Genomic DNA, 25,985 nt, shown 5'->3' on the forward strand with positions numbered 1-25,985 from the left:
GCTGTCGCTGCCTCCCAGTCCGAGAGAGGGCTGGGAGGCACGGGCAGCGACGCGCCTCTCCGTTGCAGCCAGTCACCGAAGGGAAGACGGACCCACAACGTCGGTGCCCCACCAGACCCGTACGATCGCGTCGCCTGTGGCCGCGCCGTACAGCTCAAGCGCACGCTGAACAAGTAAGAGCGCGCACCCCAGAGTCAGCGGGCCCGACACCGGCGCACACCGACGAGAACGGCACCCAGCGCAACCAGGAGCGACCCGCCGCTGACCATCGGTCCCATCCGCACCGCGACGGTCTCACCGGAGGCGAGGGGGACGTCGGCCACCAGCACCTCGGTGCCCCGCGTGCGGCTCTGGGTCACCACCGAGCCGTCGGGACCGATCGCGCCACTGATCCCATTCGTGGAGGCGACGACCACGCTGCGTCCGGTCTCGAGGGCCCGGGCCCGCGAGATGCCGAACTGCTGGGCGCGCTGAGCCGTGCCGGTGAACATCGCGTTGCTGGTCTGAACGACGACCAGGTCGGCGCCTTCACGAACCTGCTCGGGCAGCACGTCATCGAAGGCCACGTCGAAGCAGATCGCCATCGCCACCGATGTCCCGGCAACCTCAACAGGCGGTTGCGGCCCGCCTGCGATCATGTCGCGCGGGATCTCGGCGAGCCGCGGACTGATGCGCCCGAGGACACTCCGGAAGGGGATGTATTCCCCGAACGGGACCGGGTGACGTTTGGTATACCGCTCCCCCGGCCCCGTAGCGGGATCCCAGACGATCCCCTGGTTGAGGACGCGCCGTGGGTCCGCATCATCCACCATCGCCCCGACGAGGATCGGTCGCCCGATCGCCTCGACGGAGGCTTCGATCGCGTTTCGTGCTTCTGGGTCGCCGAACGGGTCCACGGCGGTCGAGTTCTCGGGCCAGATCACCAGGTCCGGCGCCGGTTCCTCCCCCGCCCGCACGCGGGATGCCAGCAGCTGGGTGGCCACCTGCTGGCTGCGGGTGACCTGACGGTGATGGGCGACCAGATCCTTCCCGTCGCCCGGGACACCGCCCTGGATGATCGCGACGGTCACGGTTCGAGACCTGTCGACCAGCTCGGCCAGTACGGCCGGCAAGACCGTCAGCGCGAACACCGCGGCGAGGACGACCGCCCACCTGCGCGACGGGACGCGCAAAGTCGCAGACTCGAGCACCGCGGCGAGGAGAAACCCGAGGAGAGCGAGCAGCAGACTGGTGCCGCCGATGCCAACGAGTGGCAGCAGCTGCGCCCAAGGCGTGTCCACCACGGCCATCCCGAGACGACTCCACGGGAAGCCGCCGAACGGCCACTCCCCACGGAGCACCTCGACGGCCGACCAGAGCGCGGCACTCCACACGGGCCACGCACGCAGCCGGCGGACGAGAACCAGCCCGCAGCCGAGGGGAAGGAACCACAGCCCCTGGACGAGGCTCAGCGCGAGCCATGCGCCCATGCCGATCGAGGGCCACAACCACGCGAGCGTGGTGAGCATGAAGGCGATGCCGAAGACGGTCGCGCGGCGGGCAGCGCGCCACGCGGTGATGTCCCTCAGGGTGAGCGCGAGTCCCGCGATGCAGACCGGAATCACGTAGGGCACGGCCAAGGGCTCGAACGCCGCCCCGAGCAGCGCCCCCAGACCGACGGGAGCCAGGGCGCGGGCAGCACGCCAGCCGCGGGCTGGAAGTTCGGAGACGTTTACGCCGCTGTCAGCGACGACCTCGGCAGTCATCCGGGTTCGTACGACAGCCGGGACAACGGACCGCTCCCCGAACGCCCCTCGTCTGCGGCTGGTGACAGCGTTCTTAGCAGCACCCCTACTCCCCACGATCAGTGCTCTGACACTGGGCTGAAGGGAAAGCCTCGCGCTCTTGACGCTCAGACCGCAGCACGATGAGCGACGACGAGCCTGTTGTCAGGCCCGTCGTCGATGGTGGCGCCGCCTCGATAGCGGTCCCGAGACCGACGCTACAGGCGAACCACAGCAGCTCCCCGCAGTCGACCGTGCCAATCGGGGTCGCGAGCGAGGCTGCCCTCGCCGAGGCGGAACGTGTGCGACCGACCCGGGACAGCTCCGAGCGTCCCCCGCGCCGGTGATGTCCGCGCCGATGATGTCCAGCAGGCCCGGGGGTCCGGGTCGATCTGGCCGGCCACTGATCCCCGGAGCCGGGACCGACAGGCGTGCTGCCGTAATACGCCGCACCCTTACGGGTACCGCTGCGGGAGCGGGCCACCCGGTCCGTGTTCGCCAGCGCCATTCGACGAGGGGAAGTTCCGTGCACACCGTCGAGCAGATGCTGAAGACCTATCCCAAGGACCTCGGCGGCATCGACACCGCCAAGCTCACCCAGACGATCCAGAGTCTGATCGAATGCGCTCAGGCCTGCACGGCCTGCGCGGACGCCTGCTTGAGCGAGGACAACGTCGCCGACCTGACCAAGTGTGTGCGCAGCAACCTCGACTGCGCCGACGCATGCTCCGCGACCGCCAACATCTTGTCGCGGCACACCGGCTACGACGCCAACATCACCCGGACCTTCCTGGAGGCGTGCGCCACCGCCTGCAAGAGCTGCGGCGACGAGTGCACCCGCCACGCCGAGATGCACGAGCACTGCCGTGTCTGCGCCGAAGCGTGCCGCGCATGTGAGCAAGCCTGCCGAGACCTGCTGGCCGACCTCGACTGAATCGAGCCGGGGCTCAGCAAGGAACCCTCTACTGTCGCGCGGCACATCACCCGCCGCCGCGGCAACTGCAAATGCAGCTATCACGACCGGTACTTCGACGGGATTAGTGCGTCAATCCGCGGAAGCAGGGCGGGGTCGCAGGCCTCCAGTTCGCTCCGGACAACGATGAGCAGCGCCAGTGTCGTGCCGGACTCGTCATCGATGGTGAAGCCAGCGTGGGGGTGTTTTGACGCGAAGTTCTCGATGACCCTAAGCGGCTGCAGCACGCGGCCGCGGTCCCGTCGCGCAGGCGTGCGTTTGCACGCGCGGCCGAGAGCATGCAGTGCCCGATGCGCGGGCTCGACCTCGGTGCTGCTGAGGGACTCCGTGGGCGGCGGCAGCGTGTAGGGCGCTACCAGCGCATCGCTACCGCCTGGAGGAGGAGCCGCGGGCGGTGAATTCCGCGAGAAGGCCATCGACGCACCGAACGCGGCCGCAGCGAACAAGGCGAGCACCACCGTGACGGCAACCATGGGGTGCCGCAGCAGGAACAGAGCGGCTCGGGCGCGCATCACAGGGGCACTTGCCAGGTGCCGATCAACGTCCGCAGACTCGCCAGCCAGGCACTCCAGATGCCGGTAACTTCCAGGACGCCAAGGGTCACCAGCATGGCCCCACCGATCCGCATCACGGCGCGCGCGTGCTTCCGGGCGAAGGCGAAGGCACGGAAGGCGCGGCTGATGCCCAAGGCCGCAAGGAGGAACGGGATCCCGAGCCCGAGGCTGTAGGCGAACGACAGAAGGGCCCCGCGGCCGGCCGTGCCACTTGTGGTCGCCAGGGAGAGCACCGCTGCCAGCGTCGGTCCGATGCAGGGGGTCCAGCCGATGCCGAACATCACTCCGAGTACCGGAGCACCGGCGAGACCGACCTTGGGTTGGTAGCCGAGCCGGAAGGTGCGTGACAAGCCGGGCACGGCTCCCAGCGCGCCCGCGAACATCAGGCCCAGGAAGATCGTCAGGACCCCGAGGATTCGGATGAGCAGATCCTGATGTCGGATCAGGGTGCCGCCGAGCGTGCCGAAGAGGGCGCCATAGCTGGTGAACACCGCGGCGAACCCGAGGACGAAGAGCGCTGTCCCCACCACTGCGGTCGACCGGGTCTGGACGCGGACATCGCCCGCGGCGTCGGCGCCCGCGGCGCCGGTGACGTAGGCGAGGTAGCCAGGGACCAAGGGAAGGCAGCACGGGCTGAGGAAGGAGACCGTGCCTGCGACCATCGCGACGAGGAGGGCGATCAGGAGCGGCCCGTAGGCGACCGTCGTCCCGATGGACAGCGCGTGGGTCATCCGAGCTTCTCCGTGTCCTCGATCAGGCCGCGCAGCGTGCTGGCGTCGATGCGGCCGATGTTGCGGGCGCGAATGATGCCGTCGCGGTCGATGACCAGGGTCGAGGGGACAGCGCTGACCGGCACGATGCCGGTGAACGACGCCAGCACGAGTCCGTTCTGGTCGTCGAAGCTGGGATAGGTGATCCCGAACTCGCGCTCGAAGGCCCGACCGGCCGCAGGGTTGTCGCGCACGTCGATGCCGACGAACCGGACGCCCCGCGGAGCGGATTCCTTCGAGATCTTGGCAAGGTCCGGCGCCTCGGCACGGCAGGGCGCGCACCAGGAGCCCCACACGTTGAGGACGAGCACATGACCTCTGAGATCTTCGAGCGACAGGGTCTCGCCGGTGATGGTCTTGCCCTCGATGTCCGGGAGGGGAATGCCGTCGTCTCCCGAGTAGAGCGTCAGCCCGCCTCCCCCGGCGTCCGTGTTGCGAGCCTCCGACCGGAGCTCGCGGAGCTGCCACAAGCCGACGCCAACGGTCGCCGCGATGACGAGGACCACCACGATCGTGCGCGCCTTGCGCCGCATTCCCTCACCCTTCGAGAATCTACTATCTTGCGTAGTGGATAGTACGGCGGAAGCCCGGCGCCGAGAAACCGGGGCACCTACAGGACAGGACTCGCATGACCCGCCCCAGCAGCGATCGCATCTTCGGCCTTTCGCCTCGCGCCCGAAAGGTCGTGGTGCCGCTTCTCATCGTCGCCATTCTCGTGATCGCGGTGGGCACGTACCTGAACCAGCGCTCCAGCAGCGGCTCCAGCGGTGCCAGCAACTCGGGGCCCGTGGTCGGCGGCGACCTGCATGCGGTCGGGGAGGCTGGCGGCCGCCTGTTTGTCGGTGGCCACGGCGGAGCCGGGTACCGCGACCCCGCCGGAGGCTGGACGCAGATCAAGTCGCTCGACGACAAGGACGTCATGGGCTGGGCACAGTCCGGCGACAAGGTGCTGGCTGGCGGGCACGAGGGCCTGTACGCCTCTACCGACGACGGCTTGACATTCGACACGGTCCCCGGCCTGCCTGTCTCCGACGTTCACGGCCTCGGCGCTTCGGACAGCGTGGTCTACGTGGCCTCGCCCCAGGCGGGCGTCCTAGTGTCCACCAACGGCGGGACGACCTTCGAGCAGGGCAGCTCGCAGGGCATTGACTTCATGGGCACGATGTGGGTCGATCCGTCCAACCCGGACGTCGCGATCGCACCGTCGATGCAGGACGGCGCCGTCAAGACCACCGATGGCGGGCGCACCTGGGCCGCGATGGGCAGCGGCATGGGGTCGATGTCCGTGGCCGTCGACGAGGGCGGACAGAGTCTGTTCGTTGTCGGCATGGGCGACGCACAGGCCAGCACCGACGCAGGCGCGACCTGGACCCAAGCCACGATTCCCGACGACACCAGCGCGGCCTTCTACACTGCTGACGGCAAGCTCGTCGTCGCAGCACTCGACGGCGATCGTGCCACCGTGTACGAGCAGGTCGGATCCAAGTGGAACCCGTTGCCCTAGCAGGGTCGCCTGCCCGTCGGCGGGAATGAGGAAGAGGAGTCAGACGAAAATGCGCCCATTCGGGGACCTCGAGGCCGTGGTCATGGACCACCTGTGGACGGCAGACGAGCCGCTGACAGTTCGCGACGTCCTCGAGCGGATCGACCGGGACCCGCCGCTGGCCTACACCACGGTGATGACGGTCATGGACAACCTGCACCGCAAGGGAGTCGTGAGCCGACAGCGTGAGGGACGGGCGTTCCGGTACTGGCCGACCAAGGACCGCGCCGCGCACACCGCCGAGCTGATGCACGAGCTGCTCAGCGGGAGTGGCGACACCTCGGTCACGCTGCTGCGATTCCTCGACACCATGTCCGCGGCCGAGGTCAAGAAGTTGAAGCGGGCACTCGGTGATTAGCGCGCTCCTGCTGGCGACGTACGCCGCAGTCGCCGGAACGCTCGGCGCCGGGTGGCTGCGCGACGCCCGTTGGCCGTCCCTGGCCCCCCGCCTGGCGATCGCCGCGTGGCAGGCCTTAGCCGTGTCGGTACTGCTGTCCCTCGCAGCGGCCGGCCTCGCGCTCGCCATCTCCTTCCCCCACGTCAGCGCCGACCTGGCCAAGCTCTTCAGCCTGTGCGCCGAGAATCTGCGTCACAGCTACGCCTCCCCCGGCGGCACACTCACCGCGCTGTTCGGCCTGACGCTGTTCCTGATGCTGATCTCACGGACCGCGTGGTGCGCAGTCCAGGCGTCGGTGTCGGATCGCCGGGAGCGCACCGCACGCATCGCCGCCTTCGACCTGGTCGGCCGACGCGACGTCGTAGCGGGGGCGTTGGTTGTCGAGCACGAGACGCCCTACGCCTTCTGCATCGGCGGGCGACGGCACCGGATCGTGCTCACCAGCGGCCTGCTCGCCACGCTCGGGCCAGGCGAGCTCGACGCCGTCCTGGCGCACGAGCACGCCCATCTTCGTCAGCGGCACCACACGGCGCTGGTCGCCTGTCGTGCGCTGTTCGGGACGCTCGCGCCGCTCTTCCCCGCCTTCCGCGCGGCCATGCCGCTCGTACGGCTCTACGCGGAGCTGTGCGCCGACGATGGCGCCCGTCGCCGTGTCGGCCCTGGCCCGCTTCACGATGCGCTGGCACGGCTCGCGTGCCTCCCCGCGCCGGCGGGCACATTGGCTGCCAGTGCCCAGGACGTCGAAGCCCGGCTGTCCCGACTGAGCGGCCGGCCGCGGCGCTTGCCCCTGGGCGCGGCGGCGGTCGCTGGCTTCGGCATCGCCGCAGCGGTGATCGTCCCGCTGGCGCTGGCTGCCGCTCCCGCCGTGGCCATCGCGTGGGAAGGCATCTGCCGAATGGCGTGAGCCGACTCCCCCAGGGGTCGGCGCGGAAGGTACAAGAACGCGTGGCCGTCCTAACTCCCCACGGTGACGCTCGTGCTCCCCGATGCGGGCTTGAACCCGCCCCCACCGCCGTAGGAAGCGGTGATGGCCTTGAGGCCGGGCCGGAGCCGCAGGAAGCGCACGCTCGCGGCGCCGTCGACCAGAGTCCGAATCTTCTCTCGCTTCCCGAGCCGAACCACCACGTCTCCGGCAGGGATGGCAGTAACGCCCGCCGGTGGGAGGACCGTGACGACAACGCGTGCCCGGCGCTCGATCGTCGTGGCAGTGACCCGGAGACGCGGCTGCGCAACGATCGCGCCGCTGACAGGGATGACCTGGTTGACCGGAAAGCGGCCGTCAGCAACAGCGGTGATCTGAACCGCCAGTTGTGCTCGGAAGTCCGAGCCGGAGACGACATAGGTGCGACCCGCGGCGTCCGGAATGACCTGGCCGTCTCGCAGCCACGTGTAGGTGACCGTCGCACCCGATGCGTCGAACCGGCCGGGCGACGCCGTGAGGGTCTGGCCGACCTCGGGCGTGCCGCTGACGGTGCCGGGCTCGAGGACCTTGAGCATCGTATTGGCTGCATCGTCCATGAGCACTCGCGCTCGGCGCCTGATGGTGGGGAGCTGCGCGTACAGGTGGCTGCCGGGGCAGGCGGTCTGGTTGGTGTCGCGGTGGCCGTCGATCACGGGCAGCGAGACGGTTCTCCCCGGCGCGAAGCGATCGCTTCCCTTCGAGGTCACTCGGACCGTGCCGAGCGGATCGCCGTCCCAGCGGCTCAGCTTCCAGGCGGCGACGCTGGCGACGGCGTCGGTGATTCTCTGCCCGGCCTGACCGATCTCGAAGTTGCCGATCACCGCCACGCCGGCGGAGGTGGCGTTGAAGCCGAGGGTGTGAGCACCCCGCACGCGACGCCTGACTCCCCCGGCTCGCCCCTCCCACACCCGGCCGAAGCGGTCGACCAGGAAGTTGTACGCCAGGTCCGACCAGCCCAGGTTGTAGGTGTGGTAGCGGTACATGCCGCGGATCATCGCCGGGACGTCCGCTCGCTCGTAGTTGTTGCTGCTGGCCGTGTGATGGACATGAACCTGTTGGAAGGCGTGGTTGTACCTCGGCTCCCCGTCGCGCCAGCTCTCGTCTGCGCCCCACTCGGCACGCGACAAGATCTGCGGCCGCAGCCGTGCTGTTGGGGTGGCCGGCCCGGACATCAGCGTGGAGGGGAGCTCGGCTCCGGCGGGACCCACCTCCGGGATCGACCCGTCGCTGGCCAGCGGCTTCGGATAGAGCAGGACCAGCTTCATCGCCGGGGCGAGGACCCCGGCGATCTCGAACTGGATGCCGTCGGAGCGGCCCACCCACACCAGCTCGGTTCCGGTGTGGTCGCTCGTCGCGGCACCGGGCAGTGCGTGAGCGGTCGGCAGTGGCCACCACCGGCTCCACTGGCCGTCCTTGCGGGTGCGCACCTGCACCTTGGGCGTCCGCGTGGCCGCGGCGGACCAGACGAAGCCGACCATGGTGAAGGGCGTCGCCGGCAGCTGCCCCGAGCGCCACGTGGACGGGCCGACGCTCCGCACGCCCGCCGTCGACACCGGCACCTCGAGAGTGTCCATTCCCTGCTGGACGTGGGTCGAGAGCTCAAGCGCGCCATCAGGACGAACCCGACCGCTGCCAGCGGAGGTCAGCCTGACCGCCGCAGCGCCTGCTCCGGCCAAGGCGATCCCAGCCAAACCCTTCACCACCGGTCGTCGGCCCAGCGCAGTGCCAGTCACATCGGTCCCATGCGTATCACCAGTCACCAGGCTACTATGCCTGATAGTTGAGTGGAGTCGACCGCAACACACGCCCGTGGACGAACGCTCGCGCGCGCCTACTATTCTGCTTAGGAGTTTGTGCCTGAGGAGAGGAAGTGCGTCATGGCGAGCATCCGTCGCCGTGCCAGGAAGAGCGACGTCGACAAACAGTTGTCGAACTGGAGCAAGCGCCGCATCGCGTCCTGGTCGTTGTTCGCCCTGGCGGCCCTTGTCGCCGTCCAGCACCTGGTCGCGCACGCGGGCTGGCGGCCGATCCCGATCTCGATGGGCTGGCAGGACCTGCTGATCGGCTACCCGGCGGCCATCGTGATCGCGATCATCGGGGGCATCGTCATGGACCCCAACCCGCGGGTCTGACGACGACATGACTGCGCTGTCCATCCCGAGCCCGAGCGAGGGCGTCTGGCATCTCGGGCCCTTCCCGGTGCGCGCCTATGCGCTGTGCATCATCGCCGGCATCGTCGCGGCGGTCTGGCTGGCGGAGAGGCGGTGGGTACGACGAGGCGGTAAGCCGGGAGCGATCCAGGACATCGCCTTGTGGGCGGTGCCGTTCGGCATCGTCGGAGGTCGGCTCTACCACGTGATCACGGACCCCGAGCTCTACTTCGGCGCGGGACGCCGACCCATCGAGGCGCTCTACATCTGGAATGGCGGGCTAGGCATCTGGGGCGCGATCGCCCTGGGCGCCTTGGGGGCCTGGATCGGCGCCCGCCGAGTTGGCGCGCCGTTCGGCGAGATCGCCGCAGTGCTCGCACCCGCCATTCCGCTGGCGCAGGCGATCGGCCGCTGGGGGAACTGGTGGAACCAGGAGCTCTTCGGAAGGCCCACGCAGCTGCCGTGGGGACTGCAGATCAGCCCCGATGAGCGTCCGGACGGCTACGAGAACGTCGCGACGTTCCACCCCACCTTCCTCTACGAGTCGCTGTGGGACGTCGGCGTCGTGGGGCTCGTGCTCTGGATCGAGGCCCGGTTCAAGATCACCGGCGGCCGGTTGTTCGCCGTCTATGTCATGGGCTACACCGCTGGTCGCGGATGGATCGAGTACCTGCGGATCGACACCGTGAATCATGTCCTCGGACTGCGCCTGAACGTGTGGACCAGCATCATCGTGTTCACCGCCGCTGCGGCGTACTTCGTGCTGGCGACCCGCCGCGCCAAGGCGTCGGGTGCGGAACTCGAGGCTGAGGTCACGGATCCGGTCCATGACTGACACCCTCGACACGCCGCTGACGACGCAGCCGACCGAGCCTCCCCCTGCCCCTGGGACGCTGACCGCCGTCGAGCTGGCCCGATGGGCATGGCGCCAGCTGACCTCGATGCGGACCGCCCTGATCCTCCTCATGCTGCTCGCCCTGGCCTCGATCCCGGGGTCCCTCGTCCCGCAGGACCGAGTCGATCCGAACGCGGTGCGCCAATGGCAGCAGATGCACCCCAAGCTGACGCCGGTCTACGAGCGGCTGGACCTGTTCCACGTCTACAGCTCGCCGTGGTTCAGCGCGATCTACCTGCTGCTCATGGTGTCCCTGGTCGGCTGCATCCTGCCGCGGCTCAAGGTCTACTGGCGAGCCGCGACCGCCCCGCCGCCGCGCGCGCCGCGCAACCTGACCCGGCTGCCCCACTCGACCACGGGGGCGTCTACCGCCTCTCCCGACAACGTTGCCGAGGCCTCTCGCACCCTGCTCCGCCGGCGGCGCTACCGCGTCCTCACCCAAGCGGGCGAGGACGGCACCGTCACTGTCGCTGCCCAGCGCGGCTACCTCCGCGAGGCCGGCAACCTGGTCTTCCACCTCTCCCTGGTCGTCATCCTGGTCGCCTTCGCGGTCGGCAACTTCTTCGGATTCCGCGGCTCGGTCAACGTGGTGGCGGGACAGACGTTCACCAATGCCCGCCAGTCCTACGACGACTTCGCCCCCGGACCGCTCTTCCGGGAGGATTCGCTGGAACCGTTCAGCTTCACGCTCGACGACTTCAAGGTCGATTTCACGACCTCCGGCCCGATGCTCGGGCAGCCCTCGTCGTTCCGAGCAGACGTGTCCTACCGGTCGTCGCCGGGCGCCGACACCGCGAAGCAGACCCTTGAGGTCAATCGTCCGCTCACGATCGGCGACACCAGCGTGTTCCTCATCGGCAACGGGTACGCGCCCGTCATCACCGTTCGCGACGGCGACGGCGAGAAGGTGTACTCGGGGCCGACGGTCTTCATGCCGCAGGACGCGTCCTATGAGTCGTGGGGGGTACTGAAGGTTCCCGATGCCAAGCCGGCGCAGCTCGGGTTCGACGCCCAGTTCTTCCCGACCTACGCATACAGCAAGCAGACCGGGCCGGTCTCACAGTTCCCGGACGCGCTAAACCCCACGTTGTCCATGACCGTCTACCAGGGCGATCTCGGGCTGGGATCTGGTGTCCCCCAGAACGTGTTCGTCCTCGACAAGTCCAAGCTGACCGCCGTCACAGACAATGCGGGAAAGCCGCTCAGCCTCACCATCCCCCTGGGGCAGACCCGCAAGCTTCCCAACGGCCTGGGAACGGTCTCCTTCGACGGCCTACGCCGCTGGTCGCGACTCCAGATCAGCTCCACCCCCGCCGAGAAGTTCGCTCTCGGCGGCGTGGTACTCGGACTCCTGGGCCTGCTCGGATCCCTCTTCATCCGACCACGACGCATCTGGCTCCGGGCTCGCCGCAGCGAGAACGGCTCCGAGATCGAGCTCGGCGGGCTCGACCGCCTCGAGGGCCACGGCCTCGACCAGGCACTCACCGATCTCTTCGCCGACATTCAGAAGGCAACCACATGAGCAGCATCCAGTACGCCCAGTTCAGCAACACCGCCATCATGTTCGCGGCGCTCGTCTACAGCCTCGCCCTGCTGGCCCACATCGCCGAATGGGCACTGCACCGAGCGCCGGCACCTGACCGCGACCTCATCGCCGTCGGAGGCGCAGACGCTGGTCAGGACGCCGCGGCGTCGACAGGGATCTCCTACCGCGAGGACTTCGCGGGCCGCTTCGGAGTGGCACTCACGGTGATCGGCTTCGCGCTCAACGCCGCCGGCATGGTCGCCCGCGGCCTGGCCGCGGACCGGGTGCCGTGGGGCAACATGTACGAGTTCACGATCACCGGCTGCGTCGCCACCGTCGCCACCTACCTGGTGCTACTCCGGTTCCAGCCGATCCGCTGGCTGGGCCTTCCGGTCACCGGCCTCGTGGTCGTACTGCTGATGATCGCGGTTCTGCTGCTGGACATCCCTGCCGGTCCGCTCGTGCCCGCACTCCACTCCTACTGGCTCTACATCCACGTCACCGCAGCGCTGCTGGCGACGGGAGCGTTCACCGTAGGCGCGCTGGCCTCCTGCCTGTACCTCTTCCAGTCCCGCGCCGAGGCCCGCGGAAGAAGCCGCAGCGGCCTCGCCGCCCGGCTCCCGGAGCCGGAAACCATCGACCGGCTCTCCTATCGGGTGCACGCATTCGGGTTCCCAGTGTGGACCTTCGCCGCGCTGATCGCGGGACCGATCTGGGCTAGGTACGCGTGGGGCCGATACTGGGGCTGGGACCCGAAGGAGGTCTGGGCGTTCATCACCTGGGTCGCCTACGCCGCGTACCTCCACGCCCGGGCCACGGCCGGCTGGCGCGGCCGCAAGGCCGCGCTCCTCGCCCTCATCGGGTTCGCAGCCCTGCTGTTCAACTTCGTCGGCATCAACCTCTGGGGCGGAGGCCTGCACTCCTACGCCGGCAAGTAGAAGGAACCAGGCGGCCCTCGAGGCCCCCGGGCTCAGTCGATCCCGCAGCTGCCTGCGGGCAGCAGCGCCGGTCGGTCCGACCGGAGCGCGGCGAGCTCTGCAGGGATGGGGGCCGCACCCGGTCCGCCGGCACGGATCCAGGCGACGACCGCGTGAATGTGTGCTGTGGTGAGAACTTCCGCTAACCAGACCGACCCTGCGCCGGCGCGACGCAGCGCGGGCGCAGGAGTGACCACCATGACATTGGAGCGATCGCACGCCAGGAGGCACTGCGAGACGACGATCCGGCCGTAGCCGGCGATGCCGCCTCGCAGCGCCTCCAGATGGGCGTCGTGGTCGACGCCCGGATGCTTGCGGGTGCTCCCGCAGCAACAGTCACGGCAGACCGTGACCGTGGGCTCACGCGATGGAGACCTCACCGGCCGCCGCCGCCCCTTGCCGGCGTGGCGTGACGAGCAGGCCGAACACCATGCCCAGCGTGGCCCACATCAGGCCCAGCTGCGCGAGGTAGGCGATCCGGAAGTCCCAGATCAGCTTCGCAGGCATGTCACTCGCGATCTTGTCCGGCGTGCCCGGCGTGAGCGCGAAGACGGTCCCGGCCACCGCGACGAACGCGATCACCACGAGCGTGGTGCGCACCGGCGAGCTCAGGTGACGCGAGGCGAGGAACCTGTCCAGCTCGAACGCCGCCAGGACCAACGCCAGGGCGATCAGGATCGTCAGGACGTAGATCAGCGTCCGTCGCCCCACGGTCGCCGGGTCGCCCACTGCGGGCGGATTGCCTGGGATCTTCAGCGCGGGCGCGAGCGTGAAGACACCGAAGCCGAGCAGGGCCAGCATCAGTGAGCGGCCGTAGTCGGTCGTCGCGGGGAGCCGGTGCCGGACCTTGCCGAACACGATCGCGAACACAACGCCGAAGATCAGGCGGACGATGAGTCCGGTGGTCATGCCGCCGAGCACCTGACCGGTGCGGGAGACCAACGGCTCCTCCATCTCGCTCATCCGATGGCCCGACATCGTGCGTGCGTTGCGGGCATCCTCGATGACCAGGGCCTTGCGGAGCAGAGGCTCGACGACGAGCCACATCATCAGAGCAGCGGCGCAGCCGGCTGCGGCTCCGGCCGCGGCGCCGCGGCGGAGCAGATCCAGGAACCCCATGTCAGTGGCAGGGGACGCCAAGAGCGTGGCGCGCGTCGTGGGTGAGCTCGTGCAGGTACTGGCCCTGAGCGGCGCCGAGAAGGGCGCCGTTCTCCTGCGTGAGCATGAACAGGGTGAACAGGGCGGCTGCGGCAAGCAGCCAAGCCCAGGCCGGCACGGTCGTGGCGGCAGTGGTGAGGTTGGTCATCGTGACCCCTTCTCTTCCATGAACCTCGTGGACAAATGCCGCAGCCGGTCTCCTGGCTTCCGGATCAACGCCGGCTCCTCGCCTTCCCAGCCCGACAGGGCCAGTGGCTTGGGTGAGGAGGGACTTCCCGGTCACAGTGGCGAGGACCACGTCGGACTTTCACCGACTTCCCGTGCACTGCGGCGCGCCTACATCGCACATAGTCGAAGGTAGGGGCGCAACGGTTCACGGAGCAGCGTCGTGCTCGGCAAGAGCAACGGCCGGATCCACCGGGTCACCGCCACCGGGCCGCACCTCCAGGTGCAGGTGGGGTCCGGTGACGTTGCCGGTGCTGCCTACATCGCCGATCACCTGGCCGCGCGCCACCTGGTCACCGACGGCCACCCCGATGCTCGACTGGTGGCAGTACCAGATTTCGGTGCCGTCGTCGAGCTCGACGATGGTGCGGTAGCCGTACGAGCCGGCCCAGCCCGCATCCGTCACCTCGCCAGCCGCCACGGCGCGGATGTCGGTTCCATCAGGGGCTGCGAAGTCGAGGCCCGTGTGGACCGTGCTCCACAGGTAGCTCGTCTCGCCGAAGGTGCCGGTCAACCGGTACGACGCCATCGGCAGCACCCAGCGGTTGGACGCCAGTTCTCGCGCATACTGCCGCGCCTGCCGCTCGACGCCTCGCAATGCTTGCGCCCGCTGCGCAACGAGCCGAGAGATCTCAGCATCGGTGTCGGGCAGATCGGCACGCTGGGCGGACCGGCTCACTGCTGGGTCACGCCGCGGAGGCGACTCCGGGCGAACGCCGGCCGTCATTGCGGTCTCGTGAACCGGAGTTTCCGAACCCACGCCACTGGCAGCGATTGTCAGCCCGACGGCGCCCGCGACGGTGGCCACCCCGGCGAGCCGTATCGCCGGAGCCGTTCTCGGCGCGGCGACGCGTCGACCAGGGTGCTTGTGCCGGCCGGAGGTCCGGCGCGGGGGCGGGTCAGCAACCCGTTTGCGTTTGCCCGCGCCGACATAGGGGGCGGTGTCCTTGCCGGAACCGCCCGCGCGATGTCGGCCCACGCTTTCCCCTTCCAGTCGCCGAACGCATGACCCTGCCCAGGCGAGTGGAATGGTGGGTGCCCGTAACGGGGAAGAGCCGGGCACCCACCATCAGGTGGAGGACCACCGGGCTCTACTATTCACCATAGTAAGATCCGGAATATCGACCAAATCCGGCGTGTCGACCCGAGGGAGCAGAGGCGTGGAGGCACAGAAGGCGCCCGTGCAGGAGCGTGCGGCGATCAGCATCGCATGGTCCGGGGTCGACGAACTGCGCATCGTGACAGTCATCGGCCTACTTGGTCTCGCGGCCGCGGCCACGATGGCCGTGTTCGGGTTGCCGCCGGTCGACCTGCATGGACCCCTCCACCGGATGGGGATCATGGACCCGCTCTGCGGAGGGACCCGAGCCGCCCGATTGACCGCCCAAGGGAACCTGACCGAAGCCTGGAGGTACAACCCCCTCGGGATCCTCGCAACACTCGCGGCCGCGGCGGCGCTGGCCCGGCTCCTCATCGGCGTACTCGGCCGCCGTTGGCTCAACGTCCACATCGCCTGGACCCCGCGCCGCATCCGGATCGCGCTCGCAGTGGTGGCGGTCGCAACCATCCTCCTCGAGATCCGTCAGCAAGGACGGGCCGACCTGCTGCTCAAGCCCTACTGAGTTCCGCGGCCCCTGCCCGAGCCCGCGCGCACGCCTCCCACAAACGCCCTACCTCCTGACGGAGCTTGCACAACGCCGGCAGGTCTCGCGAGACGCCCTCACCGAAGTCGCTCACGAGCACGCCGACTGCCTCGCGCACCGGTTCGGCGATGCCTCCCACACAGATCTCTGTCGTGATCAACGCCCTCGCCAACGGCTTGGGCAGTCGAAATCTGCAGAGGCGCGAGGAGACCTCGAGGACGTCATGAGCAACTTCACCGAATACGCGTTCTGCACCCCGGCCACCGACCGTCCCGCCTAGAGTTTCATCGGGGCCGCGAACCTGAAGAAGAACACACCATGCTGTTCGAACGGCTCTACCGACGCACGGGACGCCGTAACCCCCTCGCTGCTCTCGCGACCGTGTTGCACCTGGAGCATCTGGTGTTCGCGGGTTTCGTGCCCGCCCTGCTTCTCTTCGTGCCGATGTCCATCGCGCAGCTCCTGGTCGCGATTGCAGCGACTGCGGTCTACCAGGAGGTCTATGCCCTGCTGACCCTGCGTCGACTGCGGAGCGGACTGGAGTCGGTCGACGCATGGATCGGCGGCAGCCGCGACCACGAGCTCTCGATGGTGGCGTGGCGGGACGCTGCCTCCGCGCCCTACCAACTTCTCAGCCTCTCCTGGAAGGGCGGCTACCCGTTCCTCATCAGCCTGGCTTGGGCACTCGCCGCGATTTGTTACCTGGGCCAGCCGTGGTGGGGCGCGCCGGTTCTCTACGCGGTGGCACTCCTACTCATCGCCTACGGCAACGGCCTCGTATTCCTCCTCTTCGAGCGGTCGATGGCGCCCGTGCTTGACGACATCGGGCGGCATCCGTCCGAGGACGTACCGGTCGACGCCGAGGCGCTCCCCCTGCGGCGGCGGCTGCTGAGCGTTCTGCCCGCGACGACCGTCGGGGGGCCACCGTCGTAGCGGGTGGTGTTGCCCCCGCGGACAGCCCGGACTGGCCTGGCTCGCCCTGACTACCGAGTGAGTACGGTCGTGTCTGCCAACCCGCCGAAGAACGACGCGTGGCGGCCGTACGGCGACGTGCGGTTCGTCCTGATCCGGAACACCGGCCGCCTCAAGCCGTCCCGAGGACTCATCCTCGACTGGAAGCGCGAGGGCCGTCGCTGGGAGGCCCTGGTCGTCTGGCACGACGACGCCGCCCTCAAGCCGGTCGTCAAGATGGACTGGCTGCGGATCGAGGATCTGATCCCTGTCCCGGTCGATCCGAACTGGACCGGGCCAAGCAACCAGGGGCGGCCCCGCTGACGCTGCCCGCGCGTCAGCTGGCCGCCCATCCGAGTAGGTCCGGCGGGCCGACCAGGACTCGCTCGACGCCAACGTTCCAGATCCAGTCGACGCGAACCCGAGCATCGGGCGGCCCGATCACAACATCCATCGTCCTTGCTCCTTCCTCCGAGAGCGGCCGGGGCGATGCCGCTGGGCCAGGGGGCATCCAGCAGCGTAGGCAAGCGCCATGGCCGTGAGTGAGTTATCCACAAGGGCGTCTTCAGCGCCGAGCCGCGACGGCCGGAGCCACCACGCCCTGCACGTGGTCCTGCGGGAGCCCACGGGGCTCTGGCACGAAGGACTCGTCGAGCCGCTCGGCTCCGCCGGCTACCCGGGCCGCGTGGATCATGACGTCGGTGATGACGTCCTGGGCGTTGGCTACCGCGGTGGCCGAGCCGCGACGGATCGGCTGGTTGACCCCGGCGGATGCCGCGCTGGTGACGGGGCCGGGGACGCCCATGACGGGCCGGTGCAGGGTGGCGGTCCAGTGGGCGGTGTTGAGCGCTCCGCTGCGTACGGCTCCCTCGACGACCACGGTTCCCTCGGCGAGGGCGGCTGTGATCCTGTTCCGTGCCAGGAAGCGGGTCCGGGTCGGCGCGGCGCCTGGGGGTGCTTCGGAGACGACGAGGCCGCGTTCGGCGATCGCCTCGAGCAGCGGAGCGTGTGCGGTCGGGTAGGGGCGGTCCGCGCCGCCCGGCATGACCGCGATGGTCGGGCCGCCGGCGAGGAGGGCGCCGCGGTGTGCGGCCTGGTCGACGCCGTAGGCGAGACCGCTAATGACGGTGTGGCCCATGGCGGCGAGGTCGCGGCTCAGCTCGGTTGCCTGTTGGGTGCCGTAGCTGGTGGCGGCACGGGATCCGACGACAGCCACGGCGTTGCCGGCGAGCTGGCACAGGTCGTGTGATCCGCGGACCACAGGCCGACTGGTTCGCCGCCGCGCTCGTGGAGGGCGCCGGCGTTCTGGAGTGCGCCGAGCTGGGTAGGCCATTCGGCGTCGCCGGGGAGGATGAAGCGGATGCCGCGGGCGGCGGCCTGCTCGCGCACCTGGTCGGGATCGACGCGGCCGAGCTCCTGCCCGAGGGGGAAGGCCCAGTGGCGCTCGACGTCGCCGGCGGCCTCGAGGTAGTCCAGCACCTTGGTGGCGCCGAGCTCGCTGACGAGGCCGGTGACACGGAGGTCTCCGGGTTCGATGACGCTGCTGAGCTTGACGCGCGCGGCCCGGTCGGCCGCCGCGGCGTCGACGTCGTCGTGCGTGGTCATTCCTGACCTCCCCACAGCAGATCGAGGTCGGGTTCGTGGATGACGTCCAGGCGCTTCTCGGGGGCGTAGGCCGCGGGCTCGGGCACCATCAGGCGGCGTAGCTGCCGCTCGGTGGCGCTGGGCTGGGCCGCCGGGGTGTCGTCGTTGTCGTGGTTCATCGCGGTGTTCTCCTCAGCGGCCCGGGGCTGGGCGGGCGGGGGCGGGCGTGTGCGGGAGGTCGCGCTGCTGGGCAGGCGGCTTGGGCAAGAAGGACTCGTCCAGCTCGGCGGCGAGATCGCGCATCTGTGTCTGGTACCGGTCCCACTCGCGCGGGTGGATGCCGTTCTGCAGCGCCGAGGCGACGATGGCGGCCATGGAGTAGGGCCGGTCGACGGGCACCTGGTCCAGTGCGCACCAGGCCTTGGCGCCGTCACCGTGCAGCCAGCTGGCGAAGCCGAGCATCGAGGCCGGCGCCGCGCGGACCTCGTCAGGGGCGCGGCGGGTGAGGTCGTTCCACAGCGCCATGTGGGAGGTGTGGTTCTCGCGGCTCATGTCCTCCCACAGCGCGTCGCGGGTCCCGATCGTCTCCAGGGCGACGAGCATCCGTGCGCCGTCGACGTCGGAGAGCCGGTTGCCGTCGGCGTGGAACTGCTCGAGACGGTCCAGCGCCCAGTCACGCTCGAGGGCGGGAGTGCTGGCCGCGGCCGCGGTCCGGGCCGCAGGCAGCAGCTGGGCGATCGGCTCGCGATCGCCGACCATGGAGGCTGCCAGCGAGGCCCGGCTGGCGGCGGGCTGTGCGGCGCCGGTGAGCACGGTCGCGGCCGCGATCCGCTCGGCGGTCGCCTGGGTCTGCAGCCCGGTCTGCCCGGTGTTGAACTCGCGCCATCGCTCGCCGTCGGCCCACAGCCGGATGTGGGTGGTGATGCCGACGGTCTCCAGGCGGTTGGACAGGTGCTGGCTGGCCAGCTCGGCGCTGCGCCGATCCTCGGTGAAGCAGAGGATGGCCAGCCGGGCACCGGGGCGTGCGTGGCGGCCGTACGGGCCGCTCAGGGCGTCCCATACCTCCTGGCGATCGGCGGCGGTCCTGGGCAGGTCGACGCGGGTGATCGGGAGCCCGGGCCGGAACGGCACCAAGACGATCGACTCCTCGGGCTTGAAGCCAAGTACATGAGGTACGGCGGCCAGCAGCTCGTCCGGGGACTGTACGACGAGATCCATCGGAACCTCCGCGCGGTCAGCTGGCCTGGGCCGGGCGGACGGCGCGCTCGATGCGCGCGGAGACGTACTTGAGCGAGACGCCGACCTCGCCGAACCGGTTGTCGACGACTACGACGTCCTTGGTGCGCTTCGCGCCGGTCTCCTTGTCGGTCCAGCTCTCGGTTCGCTCGAGGCCGTGGACGAAGATCGGGGCGCCGGATCCGCAGCTGTCCTGTACGTGGGTGGCGGCGGAGCCGAAGATCTTGACGTTATGGGCGGTGGGCTCGTCGTTGACCCACTCCCCCTGGTCGTTCTGCACGCGCCGGTTGACCAGGACCCGGCAGCTGACGAACGGCTTGTTGTCGTGGGCGTAGAGCAGCTCGGGTGCCTCGGCCAGGTTGCCGGCGAAGGTGACGGTGGTCGACATGACTTCCTCCTAGGTGACTGCGAGACGTTGATCGGTCCCGCAGTCACCTAGGTCCCGTCGGGGTCCGGCAGCGATCACATCCGCCGAACTAGTTGCTCGAGCTCGCGTGCAGCCGGTCATCCCCACAGCGCACAGAAGCGCCCCGACCGGCTCTCGGGGTACCGGGTCGGGGCGCTGGGAAGGACGCTAGACGCAGCCACCGACACCAACACGGTGCCGGCGGCCCGCTGGCCTACCGTGCTGGCCGGCGACGCGGCGGGCGGTTGCTGAGCTTCTGCGGCGGAGGCGGGAGCTCGCGTCCCAGCCGCCGGCGGGCGTCCTCGACCGCGGCGATCACCGCCTCCTGGGCGAACGCCGAGCGGGCCACCATCCGGCCGAGCTCCTGGCGATCGGCCACGAGTGCGTCTTCGACCGCCTCGATGGTCGAGGCGGGCAGGTCGTGCTTCTTGTTGAAGCTCTTGCGGGTCACGCTGACCAGGGCGGGATGGTTCTCGCCGGCGGCCGCGAGCTCGGCCCGCTTCTGCGGTGAGCGCTTGGCGTGCACCTCGAGCGCCTGGGCGAGCCATCCGACGAACGAGCCGGGCGAGTCGGCGTCGGTGTCCAGGTCGGCGATGTAGGCCGATCGGGCGAGGTCCCACACGCCGGGCTTCCAGTAGATGCCCACCGGGATCGTGGTCTGGCTGGTCACGCGGTCGCTCCCCTGCCTCGAGTGCCGGTCGCGATCGCCAGCGAGCTGCAGCGGCTAACACCAACGCCGCTGCATTCCCGGGCGGGGCCGTGTGCAGCCGTTCCCACTCTCGCTCGATTCCTTCCGTCCAGACAGCTACGAGGTGCGGCTGCGCCGCGCAGCCACAGCGGAGTCCGCGCCCGGGGAGGTCGGGGTTTTCCCCACCCTCACCCGGTGCCCACCTTTCCACAGGTGCGCGCCCTGTGGCCCGGTAGGCGTCGGTCCCCGTTGGGAGACTTAGTCCTGTCAGTTCTTTCTATTCTACTCATGGAGGACAGCAGCATGACCGACACCATCCAGACCCCCGCCGACACCGCCGCCGACAAGGCCACCGAGGTCGTCCAGACCGAGGAGTTCCTGTACCTCGACCCCGCCGACATCATCATCGGCACCAACGTCCGGACCGACCTGCGCGCCGACCACAAGGAGTTCCGCAAGTCGATCAAGGAGCGCGGCGTGCTGGAGGCCGTCACGGTCTACCGCAACGAGGACGGCCAGTACGTCCTGCTGCGCGGCCAGCGCCGCACCGTGACCGCCGCCGAGGTCGGCACCCCGACCGGGCTGATCCCGGCCCGCGTCGTGCCCCAGCCCGCCGACGCCGACCGGATCGGTGACCAGATGGTCGAGAACATCCACCGCGCCGGGATGCGCGAGGCCGAGATCGTCGCGGGCGTGGAGCAGCTGGCCCTGCTTGGCGTGAGCGCCGCGCAGATCGCCAAGCGCACCAGCATCGACCGCCCGACCGTGAACGCCGCCCTGGCGGTCACCAAGGCCGACCAGAGCCGCAACCGGCTCGACTCCGGCGACCTGACCTTGGAGGAGGCCGCGATCTTCGCCGAGTTCGAGCACGACCCCGAGGCCGTCGAGCGCCTGGAGAACGCCAAGCGGTGGCGGCGCTCGCTCGCCCACGAGGCCCAGCGGCTGCGCGACGAGGCCGCAGAGCGGGAGGCCGACGCCGCCGAGGTCGAGCGGCTGCGCGCCGAGGGCCTGCCGGTGCTGAGCGCCGAGGAGGTCGAGGAGGCCGACGAGGTGCTGCGCATCGAGCGGCTGGTCACCGAGGACGGCGAGCCGCTGCCCGAGGAGGAGTGGCCCAACGTCCCGGGCGCTCGCGTCCACGTCGTCAAGGAGTGGGTCTACCCCGAGGACGAGTACGACGAGGAGAGCGAGGACGGCGACGAGTCGGAGGACGAGGACTACGAGCCCGCCGAGCCCTACCAGCAGTACGTGCCGGTGTGGGTCGTGACCGACCTCGCCGCCTCCGGCCTGCGCCGTCGCGGCACTTCCGGCAGCACCAGCGCCGACAGCAGCGACGAGGGCGAGAGCGAGGAGCAGGCCGAGGTCCGCCGCGAGGAGCGCCGCCGCGTGATCGCCAACAACAAGGCCTGGGCGAGCGCGGAGACGGTGCGCCGCGAGTGGCTGGCCACGTTCGTCGCCCGCAAGACCGCCCCGAAGGGTGCCGAGGCCCTGATCTGCGAGGCCGTCGTCACCGGCCACCACTCGCTGAGCAAGGCCATGGACCACCGGCACCCGATGCTGTTCACGCTGCTGGGCGTCGACCGTCCGACCGGCTACTACGGCGCAGGGCACGACGAGTGCCACAAGATCGCCGCCAAAGCGAGCACGCCGAAGGCCGCGACCATGACCACGCTCGCCGCCGTCATCGCCGCGTGGGAGGCCACGACCGGCAAGCACTCGTGGCGCAACCCGACCGCATGGGACGCCCGCGTGCTCGGCGCGCTCGTGGAGTGGGGCTACCAGCCCAGCGAGGTCGAGCGGATCCTGCTCGGCGAGGAGCCGCAGACGAGCACCGGCAGCGACGAGCCGGACGACGAGGCCAGCGACGACGAGGCCAGCGACAGCGCCGCCTAACCGGGTCGCACTCCCCCACCCCCCACCTGAGGGCGGTTCTTCCTGTGGAGAACCGCCCTCAGTGGAATAGAAACCATAGAATGAACTCAGTTCGTTTGATCCGCTACCGGGAGGACCCCGACATGTCACACGAGATCGAGACCCACGGCTCGCAGGCCGCAGCCGTCTTCGCCCGCAAGGACGCCTGGCACCGCCTGGGTACCACCGTCCGCGACCGAGCGTTCACCGCCGAGGAGGCCATGACGCTCGGCCACCTGGGCGGCTGGGACGTCCGCAAGTTGCCGCTCACCACCGCCGAGGTCAGCGAGGGCGGCGTCACCGCGATCGAGGTCCCCGGCTTCGCCACGGTGCGCACCAACCCGTTCACCGGCGAGCCCGAGGCGCTCGGCGTCGTCGGCGGCGGCTACACCCCGCTGCAGAACGAGGACCACGCCGAGTTCCTGAACCTGCTGGCCGACGAGTCCGGCGCGATCTTCGACACCGCCGGGTCGCTGCGCGGCGGTCGGCAGGTGTTCATCACGATGCAGCTGCCGAACTCGCTCACCGTCGGCGGCACCGACCGCGTCGACCTGAACATCGCCGCACTCAACAGCCACGACGGGTCCAGCGCGTTCCGCATCCTCGTCACCCCGGTCCGCGTCGTGTGCGCGAACACCCAGAGCGCGGCCCTGCGCAACCACGAGTCGTCGTTCTCGATCCGGCACACCCGCAACGCCAAGGCCGCCGTACAGGCCGCCCGCGATGCGCTCGGGCTGACCTTCACCTACGTCGACGCGTTCCAGGCCGAGGCCGAGCGGCTGATCCAGCAGTCCATGACCGATGCCGTGTTCGACGCCCTGATCGACGCCACGTTCGGCGAGGCCGAGGCCAGCGCGACCAAGCGAGTCCGCGAGACCGAGCGCCGTCGCCGCTCCCGGCTGCACTGGCTCTTCGCCGACGCCGAGACGCAGGCCGGCATCCGCGACACCGCGTGGGCCGGCTACCAGGCCGTGGCCGAGTACGTCGACCACTACGCCCCGGTCCGCACCAAGGGCGACGAGCAGATGGCCCGGGCCACGCGGGTGCTCACCAGCGACGACCCCGACCGGATCAAGCGCCGCGCCTGGACCGCGCTCGCCCCGGCCTGACCGTCACCCCAGTTCCTCCGGTGGCGGGCCGAGACCCGAGTCCGGCCCGCCGCCGGCCCAACCGAACGAGGAGCCATGACCGACACCACCACTCACACCGGCCTCGCCACCGAGCAGGTCCGCGCATGGGATCTCCGGCCCACCGACACCCTGGTCGACCCCGACACCGGCATCGCATTCCCCATCACCACCGTGAGGGTGGATGAGCCCGGTCGCGCCGGACGCGAAGTCCACATCGCAGCCCCAGTCCTCGGCCCCCGCACCCTTGCCGCTCAACCAGTTCGTCACCATCGCGAAGCGAGACACCACCCCGGCTGGCAACGCCGCCGACATCGCCGCCAGCGCGGCCAAGGACCGGCACACCCTCAGCGAGACCACGTCGGACCTGATCGTCATCGAGCACCGGCTGCGCGACGTGCGCCGCTGGACTCCCGAGACCGCCCGCGCCCACCTGGACGCGGCCCTGTCCAGCGTCGCCACGGCACTGGACGCCCTGCACGCCGAGTACGCCACCCGCACCACCGAACAGGAGCAGTGATGACCGAGCAGACCCAGCCGGACCCGACCGGCACCGTGATCAGCGAGCGCGACCAGCGCCGCATCCTCGCCGCCATGATGAAGATGCCGTACGCCGCCAGCAGCCGCGTCCCGAAGCCGTGGACCGCGATGGGCGAGACGGTCACCGCCGACGCCGTCGTGGCGTTCCTCGACGCCCTCGCCGAAGTCCTGACCGAGGTCTCGGCCGAGAACGACCAGCACCGCCGACGCCTGTTCTCTCTCGAGGCCGACGTGCAGGCGTTCCGCCGCCTCATCGGCACCGCACCCGCCGAGGTGACCCCGTGAGCGCGCACATCGAGTGGTTGGCCGCCCGCGAGACCAGCCTCCAGGTCTTCACTCGCGGCGAGGACTGGGTGGGAGCCGGTGAGCACCGCCAACCGGTCCTGACGCTCGCCGGTGACGACGTGGTGGCGATCCAGGGCACGCCTGCCGAGTTGCGGGCGCTGGCTGCCCGCATCAGCGCCGTCGTCGCGGCCGCGTCCACAAGGCTCGACCGCGCCGACGCGACCGACCGAGAGGACCAGCCAGCATGAGTGACGACGCCACGCTCCGCGCCCTTGAGTCCCGCGCCACCCCAGGCCCGTGGACTCCGCACGGCGACAAGATCCGCGCCACCGCCGCCGACGCCCTGATCCCGGACAACATCCTCGTCGCCTACGCCGGTGCTCACTGGCAGCGGCTCGGGATCAAGAAGTACCCGCGCGGGGGCGACGTTCCCGAGCACGCGCCCGACGTGGAGTTCATGGCCGCCGCCCGCACCGCGCTGCCCGACCGCCTCGATCGTCTCGACCGCATCCGCCACCTGCACGCCAAGTGGGGCGAGCAGGCACCCGAGGACGCGGACGGCTACCTCGACCTGTGGGAGACGCTCGGCCGACTCCTCGACGGCGAGCCAGCCTGACCAACAACCGCGAGGGCGCCCGCACCATCGACGGTGCGGGCGGCCTTCTGCGTCCGGCTGGTCACCACAGGGTCAGTTGCTCCCCCAGCAGTTCCTGGAGCCGCGCGAGGTCGTCGGCTACGAGCTGCGGGTCCTCACGCGCCAGGTCGCGCAGTTCCCGCGCCCGCCGTCGCGGCCCGCGCGGGTCGGCCAGCGGGCTGTAGGGCAGCCGCCGCTGCACCGACCACTCACGCCGGTTCTGCGCCGCGCTCGACACCACGACGTGATCGGGTGCGATCCGCTGGCACAGCGGGTTGTGACACCGATGCCCGAGCAGCCGCGCCTCCGCGAGCGCGTCCACACCGTGCATGACCGCGTACGCGAACCGGTGCGCGATGATCACCCGCCCCGGCGCGTACCAGAACCGGCCATGACCGCCGCCGTCCGTGCGCTCCCGCTCGGACCGACCGGCCACCGCGCCCGTCCACCACAGGCACTCACTGCCCGGCACCGTGGCGACCTTCGCCCGGTACCGCGTGAGCACCGCCGGATCGGCGATCGCTGCCGCGACCGCCGCGAGGCCGGCGTCATCCAGCCGCCGAACCGCCACCCGCTCCCCCACTCCCCGCAGCCGCCAGCGCGGCCGCGCCGTCGCCGCCCTGCTCGCCGCCGCCGTCCTTGGCCTGGGGCTCACTGGCCAGCCGCCGCAGCCGCGTGGCCTCCCGCACACTCACGGTCTCGCCGCACCACTCGACGGCCTCACTCAGGGACAGGCCCTCGCGCTCGGTCAACTCCCGCAGCGCCTCACCCGCGCGCTTCTCGGTCTCAGCCACCGCAGCGTCACGCTCACCGATCGCGACCATGACCCGCTCGACCAGGTCGATCACCCGGCGCTCCCGCTCCTCGCGCTCGCGCCGCCGCTTCTCGGCCATCTCCCGCGCCGTACGCCGCGCCTGCTGCTTGATCGTCTGCTGACTCACCCGGTCCTCACTCGTGTCGACATGGACTCTGACAGTCACCTACGACATTCCGCCGTGCCCGAGCGATCACCGAACCCCAGGAACCTTCAAACCCGTTCCCCTCGACCCATCCAGCCAGCCCGATCCGAGCCCGACGCCCCAGTCGTCACCC

Annotated in this window: 33 protein-coding genes and 1 riboswitch; of the genes, 17 read left to right on the forward strand and 16 right to left on the reverse strand. The window is 70.0% G+C overall.

What is annotated here, in order from left to right; translation table 11 throughout:
- Window positions 1-194 precede the first annotated feature (194 nt).
- Window positions 195-1,745, reverse strand: a complete 1,551-nt coding sequence (lnt, locus tag ABD086_RS03735) for an apolipoprotein N-acyltransferase (RefSeq protein WP_343905760.1) — start codon at window positions 1,743-1,745, stop codon at window positions 195-197.
- A 544-nt stretch (window positions 1,746-2,289) separates the two neighbouring features.
- Here lnt and ABD086_RS03740 point away from each other — a divergent pair.
- A complete protein-coding gene (locus tag ABD086_RS03740; RefSeq protein ID WP_343905762.1) occupies window positions 2,290-2,697 on the forward strand; it encodes a four-helix bundle copper-binding protein in 408 nt (135 codons plus the stop codon).
- Window positions 2,698-2,777: 80 nt separating this feature from the next.
- Here the strand turns inward: ABD086_RS03740 and ABD086_RS03745 are convergent, their stop codons facing one another.
- From ABD086_RS03745 to ABD086_RS03755, 3 genes are read right to left on the reverse strand one after another with little or no spacing between them, the layout of a single operon-like run.
- Complete coding sequence (locus tag ABD086_RS03745; RefSeq protein WP_343905764.1) at window positions 2,778-3,248, reverse strand: hypothetical protein; 471 nt, start codon at window positions 3,246-3,248, stop codon at window positions 2,778-2,780.
- Window positions 3,248-4,021 (reverse strand): cytochrome c biogenesis CcdA family protein, encoded by a 774-nt coding sequence (locus ABD086_RS03750; protein WP_343905766.1) that lies wholly within the window; start codon window positions 4,019-4,021, stop codon window positions 3,248-3,250. The genes ABD086_RS03745 and ABD086_RS03750 overlap by 1 nt, the downstream gene beginning before the upstream one ends.
- Window positions 4,018-4,593, reverse strand: a complete 576-nt coding sequence (locus tag ABD086_RS03755; RefSeq protein ID WP_343905768.1) for a TlpA family protein disulfide reductase — start codon at window positions 4,591-4,593, stop codon at window positions 4,018-4,020. Before ABD086_RS03755 ends, ABD086_RS03750 begins: the two co-directional genes overlap by 4 nt.
- A 95-nt stretch (window positions 4,594-4,688) precedes the next feature.
- On the opposite strand from ABD086_RS03755, the gene ABD086_RS03760 reads away from it, so the two are divergent.
- Genes ABD086_RS03760 through ABD086_RS03770 form a run of 3 tightly spaced genes read left to right on the forward strand, consistent with a single transcriptional unit; the run spans window position 4,689 to window position 6,904 of the window.
- The gene (locus ABD086_RS03760) at window positions 4,689-5,564 is read left to right on the forward strand and encodes a WD40/YVTN/BNR-like repeat-containing protein (RefSeq protein ID WP_343905770.1); all 876 of its coding nucleotides are present in this window, start codon (window positions 4,689-4,691) and stop codon (window positions 5,562-5,564) included.
- A 49-nt stretch (window positions 5,565-5,613) separates the two neighbouring features.
- Window positions 5,614-5,961 (forward strand): BlaI/MecI/CopY family transcriptional regulator, encoded by a 348-nt coding sequence (locus tag ABD086_RS03765; RefSeq protein ID WP_343905772.1) that lies wholly within the window; start codon window positions 5,614-5,616, stop codon window positions 5,959-5,961.
- Entirely contained in the window at window positions 5,954-6,904 is a 951-nt protein-coding gene (locus ABD086_RS03770) for a M56 family metallopeptidase (RefSeq protein WP_343905774.1), read from the forward strand. Before ABD086_RS03765 ends, ABD086_RS03770 begins: the two co-directional genes overlap by 8 nt.
- 50 nt (window positions 6,905-6,954) lie before the next feature.
- Here the strand turns inward: ABD086_RS03770 and ABD086_RS03775 are convergent, their stop codons facing one another.
- Window positions 6,955-8,535: an N-acetylmuramoyl-L-alanine amidase gene (locus ABD086_RS03775; RefSeq protein WP_343905776.1), complete on the reverse strand. Its 1,581-nt coding sequence runs from the start codon at window positions 8,533-8,535 to the stop codon at window positions 6,955-6,957.
- A gap of 303 nt (window positions 8,536-8,838) precedes the next feature.
- Here ABD086_RS03775 and ABD086_RS03780 point away from each other — a divergent pair, with 303 nt between their 5' ends.
- Genes ABD086_RS03780 through ccsB form a run of 4 tightly spaced genes read left to right on the forward strand, consistent with a single transcriptional unit; the run spans window position 8,839 to window position 12,469 of the window.
- The gene (locus ABD086_RS03780) at window positions 8,839-9,093 is read left to right on the forward strand and encodes a hypothetical protein (RefSeq protein ID WP_343905778.1); all 255 of its coding nucleotides are present in this window, start codon (window positions 8,839-8,841) and stop codon (window positions 9,091-9,093) included.
- A gap of 7 nt (window positions 9,094-9,100) precedes the next feature.
- Complete coding sequence (gene lgt, locus ABD086_RS03785; protein WP_343905780.1) at window positions 9,101-9,946, forward strand: prolipoprotein diacylglyceryl transferase; 846 nt, start codon at window positions 9,101-9,103, stop codon at window positions 9,944-9,946.
- A complete protein-coding gene (gene resB / locus ABD086_RS03790) occupies window positions 9,939-11,528 on the forward strand; it encodes a cytochrome c biogenesis protein ResB (protein ID WP_343905781.1) in 1,590 nt (529 codons plus the stop codon). The genes lgt and resB overlap by 8 nt, the downstream gene beginning before the upstream one ends.
- Complete coding sequence (gene ccsB / locus ABD086_RS03795; RefSeq protein WP_343905783.1) at window positions 11,525-12,469, forward strand: c-type cytochrome biogenesis protein CcsB; 945 nt, start codon at window positions 11,525-11,527, stop codon at window positions 12,467-12,469. Before resB ends, ccsB begins: the two co-directional genes overlap by 4 nt.
- A gap of 399 nt (window positions 12,470-12,868) precedes the next feature.
- On the opposite strand, the gene ABD086_RS03800 is transcribed toward ccsB, so the two are convergent.
- The 3 genes from ABD086_RS03800 to ABD086_RS03810 form a co-directional block, all read right to left on the reverse strand.
- Entirely contained in the window at window positions 12,869-13,627 is a 759-nt protein-coding gene (locus tag ABD086_RS03800; RefSeq protein ID WP_343905785.1) for a CbtA family protein, read from the reverse strand.
- A 1-nt stretch (window position 13,628) separates the two neighbouring features.
- Window positions 13,629-13,814 carry a CbtB domain-containing protein gene (locus ABD086_RS03805; protein WP_343905787.1) on the reverse strand — a complete coding sequence of 62 codons (186 nt, stop codon included), beginning with the start codon at window positions 13,812-13,814 and terminating at the stop codon, window positions 13,629-13,631.
- 25 nt (window positions 13,815-13,839) lie between these two features.
- A riboswitch (cobalamin riboswitch) is annotated at window positions 13,840-14,011 on the reverse strand.
- Window positions 14,012-14,039: 28 nt separating this feature from the next.
- Complete coding sequence (locus tag ABD086_RS03810; RefSeq protein WP_343905788.1) at window positions 14,040-14,870, reverse strand: M23 family metallopeptidase; 831 nt, start codon at window positions 14,868-14,870, stop codon at window positions 14,040-14,042.
- A 181-nt stretch (window positions 14,871-15,051) separates the two neighbouring features.
- Here ABD086_RS03810 and ABD086_RS03815 point away from each other — a divergent pair, with 181 nt between their 5' ends.
- The 3 genes from ABD086_RS03815 to ABD086_RS03825 all read left to right on the forward strand — a co-directional run bounded on the left by ABD086_RS03815 (window position 15,052) and on the right by ABD086_RS03825 (window position 16,809).
- A complete protein-coding gene (locus ABD086_RS03815; protein ID WP_343905790.1) occupies window positions 15,052-15,513 on the forward strand; it encodes a DUF2752 domain-containing protein in 462 nt (153 codons plus the stop codon).
- Window positions 15,514-15,852: 339 nt separating this feature from the next.
- Complete coding sequence (locus ABD086_RS03820) at window positions 15,853-16,467, forward strand: hypothetical protein (RefSeq protein ID WP_343905791.1); 615 nt, start codon at window positions 15,853-15,855, stop codon at window positions 16,465-16,467.
- Between the two features lie 69 nt (window positions 16,468-16,536).
- Window positions 16,537-16,809, forward strand: coding sequence for a hypothetical protein (locus tag ABD086_RS03825; protein ID WP_343905793.1), 273 nt, complete (start codon window positions 16,537-16,539; stop codon window positions 16,807-16,809).
- Between the two features lie 241 nt (window positions 16,810-17,050).
- Here ABD086_RS03825 and ABD086_RS03830 read toward each other — a convergent pair whose 3' ends face one another.
- The 6 genes from ABD086_RS03830 to ABD086_RS03855 form a co-directional block, all read right to left on the reverse strand.
- Complete coding sequence (locus ABD086_RS03830) at window positions 17,051-17,701, reverse strand: DNA-processing protein DprA (RefSeq protein WP_343905795.1); 651 nt, start codon at window positions 17,699-17,701, stop codon at window positions 17,051-17,053.
- Window positions 17,641-18,090 (reverse strand): hypothetical protein, encoded by a 450-nt coding sequence (locus tag ABD086_RS03835; protein WP_343905796.1) that lies wholly within the window; start codon window positions 18,088-18,090, stop codon window positions 17,641-17,643. The genes ABD086_RS03830 and ABD086_RS03835 overlap by 61 nt, the downstream gene beginning before the upstream one ends.
- Window positions 18,087-18,248 carry a hypothetical protein gene (locus tag ABD086_RS03840; RefSeq protein ID WP_343905799.1) on the reverse strand — a complete coding sequence of 54 codons (162 nt, stop codon included), beginning with the start codon at window positions 18,246-18,248 and terminating at the stop codon, window positions 18,087-18,089. The genes ABD086_RS03835 and ABD086_RS03840 overlap by 4 nt, the downstream gene beginning before the upstream one ends.
- Before the next feature lie 13 nt (window positions 18,249-18,261).
- Window positions 18,262-19,287 (reverse strand): DUF4192 domain-containing protein, encoded by a 1,026-nt coding sequence (locus ABD086_RS03845; protein ID WP_343905801.1) that lies wholly within the window; start codon window positions 19,285-19,287, stop codon window positions 18,262-18,264.
- 16 nt (window positions 19,288-19,303) lie between these two features.
- Window positions 19,304-19,693 (reverse strand): single-stranded DNA-binding protein, encoded by a 390-nt coding sequence (locus ABD086_RS03850; RefSeq protein ID WP_343905803.1) that lies wholly within the window; start codon window positions 19,691-19,693, stop codon window positions 19,304-19,306.
- Between the two features lie 232 nt (window positions 19,694-19,925).
- Entirely contained in the window at window positions 19,926-20,381 is a 456-nt protein-coding gene (locus ABD086_RS03855) for a hypothetical protein (RefSeq protein ID WP_343905804.1), read from the reverse strand.
- A 321-nt stretch (window positions 20,382-20,702) separates the two neighbouring features.
- Between ABD086_RS03855 and ABD086_RS03860 the strand changes: the two genes are divergently transcribed.
- The 6 genes from ABD086_RS03860 (at window position 20,703) to ABD086_RS03885 (ending at window position 24,875) form a co-directional block, all read left to right on the forward strand.
- On the forward strand, window positions 20,703-22,289 hold the full coding sequence (locus tag ABD086_RS03860) for a ParB/RepB/Spo0J family partition protein (protein ID WP_343905806.1): 1,587 nt from the start codon (window positions 20,703-20,705) through the stop codon (window positions 22,287-22,289).
- A gap of 122 nt (window positions 22,290-22,411) precedes the next feature.
- A complete protein-coding gene (locus ABD086_RS03865) occupies window positions 22,412-23,416 on the forward strand; it encodes a DUF932 domain-containing protein (protein WP_343905809.1) in 1,005 nt (334 codons plus the stop codon).
- A gap of 202 nt (window positions 23,417-23,618) precedes the next feature.
- Entirely contained in the window at window positions 23,619-23,954 is a 336-nt protein-coding gene (locus ABD086_RS03870; protein WP_343905811.1) for a hypothetical protein, read from the forward strand.
- Window positions 23,954-24,259: a hypothetical protein gene (locus tag ABD086_RS03875; protein WP_343905813.1), complete on the forward strand. Its 306-nt coding sequence runs from the start codon at window positions 23,954-23,956 to the stop codon at window positions 24,257-24,259. Before ABD086_RS03870 ends, ABD086_RS03875 begins: the two co-directional genes overlap by 1 nt.
- Window positions 24,256-24,507, forward strand: a complete 252-nt coding sequence (locus ABD086_RS03880; protein ID WP_343905815.1) for a hypothetical protein — start codon at window positions 24,256-24,258, stop codon at window positions 24,505-24,507. Before ABD086_RS03875 ends, ABD086_RS03880 begins: the two co-directional genes overlap by 4 nt.
- Window positions 24,504-24,875 carry a hypothetical protein gene (locus tag ABD086_RS03885; protein ID WP_343905816.1) on the forward strand — a complete coding sequence of 124 codons (372 nt, stop codon included), beginning with the start codon at window positions 24,504-24,506 and terminating at the stop codon, window positions 24,873-24,875. Before ABD086_RS03880 ends, ABD086_RS03885 begins: the two co-directional genes overlap by 4 nt.
- 61 nt (window positions 24,876-24,936) lie before the next feature.
- On the opposite strand, the gene ABD086_RS03890 is transcribed toward ABD086_RS03885, so the two are convergent.
- Both ABD086_RS03890 and ABD086_RS03895 read right to left on the reverse strand, forming a co-directional pair.
- Complete coding sequence (locus ABD086_RS03890; protein ID WP_343905818.1) at window positions 24,937-25,476, reverse strand: hypothetical protein; 540 nt, start codon at window positions 25,474-25,476, stop codon at window positions 24,937-24,939.
- Entirely contained in the window at window positions 25,442-25,834 is a 393-nt protein-coding gene (locus tag ABD086_RS03895; RefSeq protein ID WP_343905819.1) for a hypothetical protein, read from the reverse strand. Before ABD086_RS03895 ends, ABD086_RS03890 begins: the two co-directional genes overlap by 35 nt.
- Window positions 25,835-25,985: the final 151 nt, after the last annotated feature.

The sequence above is a fragment of the Nocardioides aquiterrae genome (genome assembly GCF_039526625.1).
GTDB classification, from domain to species: Bacteria; Actinomycetota; Actinomycetes; order Propionibacteriales; family Nocardioidaceae; genus Nocardioides; species Nocardioides aquiterrae.

Excerpts from the sequence above, each read along its gene's own strand:
- ABD086_RS03780 (WP_343905778.1), top strand. The coding sequence starts at position 8,839 with ATGGCGAGCATCCGTCGCCGTGCCAGGAAGAGCGACGTCGACAAACAG.
- ABD086_RS03840 (WP_343905799.1), bottom strand. The coding sequence starts at position 18,248 with ATGAACCACGACAACGACGACACCCCGGCGGCCCAGCCCAGCGCCACC.
- ABD086_RS03885 (WP_343905816.1), top strand. The coding sequence starts at position 24,504 with ATGAGTGACGACGCCACGCTCCGCGCCCTTGAGTCCCGCGCCACCCCA.
- ccsB (WP_343905783.1), top strand. The coding sequence starts at position 11,525 with ATGAGCAGCATCCAGTACGCCCAGTTCAGCAACACCGCCATCATGTTC.
- ABD086_RS03745 (WP_343905764.1), bottom strand. The coding sequence starts at position 3,248 with ATGCGCGCCCGAGCCGCTCTGTTCCTGCTGCGGCACCCCATGGTTGCC.
- ABD086_RS03805 (WP_343905787.1), bottom strand. The coding sequence starts at position 13,814 with ATGACCAACCTCACCACTGCCGCCACGACCGTGCCGGCCTGGGCTTGG.
- ABD086_RS03775 (WP_343905776.1), bottom strand. The coding sequence starts at position 8,535 with ATGGACACTCTCGAGGTGCCGGTGTCGACGGCGGGCGTGCGGAGCGTC.
- ABD086_RS03850 (WP_343905803.1), bottom strand. The coding sequence starts at position 19,693 with ATGTCGACCACCGTCACCTTCGCCGGCAACCTGGCCGAGGCACCCGAG.
- ABD086_RS03860 (WP_343905806.1), top strand. The coding sequence starts at position 20,703 with ATGACCGACACCATCCAGACCCCCGCCGACACCGCCGCCGACAAGGCC.
- ABD086_RS03820 (WP_343905791.1), top strand. The coding sequence starts at position 15,853 with ATGCTGTTCGAACGGCTCTACCGACGCACGGGACGCCGTAACCCCCTC.
- ABD086_RS03865 (WP_343905809.1), top strand. The coding sequence starts at position 22,412 with ATGTCACACGAGATCGAGACCCACGGCTCGCAGGCCGCAGCCGTCTTC.
- ABD086_RS03835 (WP_343905796.1), bottom strand. The coding sequence starts at position 18,090 with ATGACCACGCACGACGACGTCGACGCCGCGGCGGCCGACCGGGCCGCG.
- lnt (WP_343905760.1), bottom strand. The coding sequence starts at position 1,745 with ATGACTGCCGAGGTCGTCGCTGACAGCGGCGTAAACGTCTCCGAACTT.
- ABD086_RS03750 (WP_343905766.1), bottom strand. The coding sequence starts at position 4,021 with ATGACCCACGCGCTGTCCATCGGGACGACGGTCGCCTACGGGCCGCTC.
- ABD086_RS03760 (WP_343905770.1), top strand. The coding sequence starts at position 4,689 with ATGACCCGCCCCAGCAGCGATCGCATCTTCGGCCTTTCGCCTCGCGCC.
- ABD086_RS03845 (WP_343905801.1), bottom strand. The coding sequence starts at position 19,287 with ATGGATCTCGTCGTACAGTCCCCGGACGAGCTGCTGGCCGCCGTACCT.
- ABD086_RS03875 (WP_343905813.1), top strand. The coding sequence starts at position 23,954 with ATGACCGAGCAGACCCAGCCGGACCCGACCGGCACCGTGATCAGCGAG.
- ABD086_RS03765 (WP_343905772.1), top strand. The coding sequence starts at position 5,614 with ATGCGCCCATTCGGGGACCTCGAGGCCGTGGTCATGGACCACCTGTGG.
- ABD086_RS03870 (WP_343905811.1), top strand. The coding sequence starts at position 23,619 with ATGAGCCCGGTCGCGCCGGACGCGAAGTCCACATCGCAGCCCCAGTCC.
- ABD086_RS03800 (WP_343905785.1), bottom strand. The coding sequence starts at position 13,627 with ATGGGGTTCCTGGATCTGCTCCGCCGCGGCGCCGCGGCCGGAGCCGCA.
- resB (WP_343905781.1), top strand. The coding sequence starts at position 9,939 with ATGACTGACACCCTCGACACGCCGCTGACGACGCAGCCGACCGAGCCT.
- lgt (WP_343905780.1), top strand. The coding sequence starts at position 9,101 with ATGACTGCGCTGTCCATCCCGAGCCCGAGCGAGGGCGTCTGGCATCTC.
- ABD086_RS03755 (WP_343905768.1), bottom strand. The coding sequence starts at position 4,593 with ATGCGGCGCAAGGCGCGCACGATCGTGGTGGTCCTCGTCATCGCGGCG.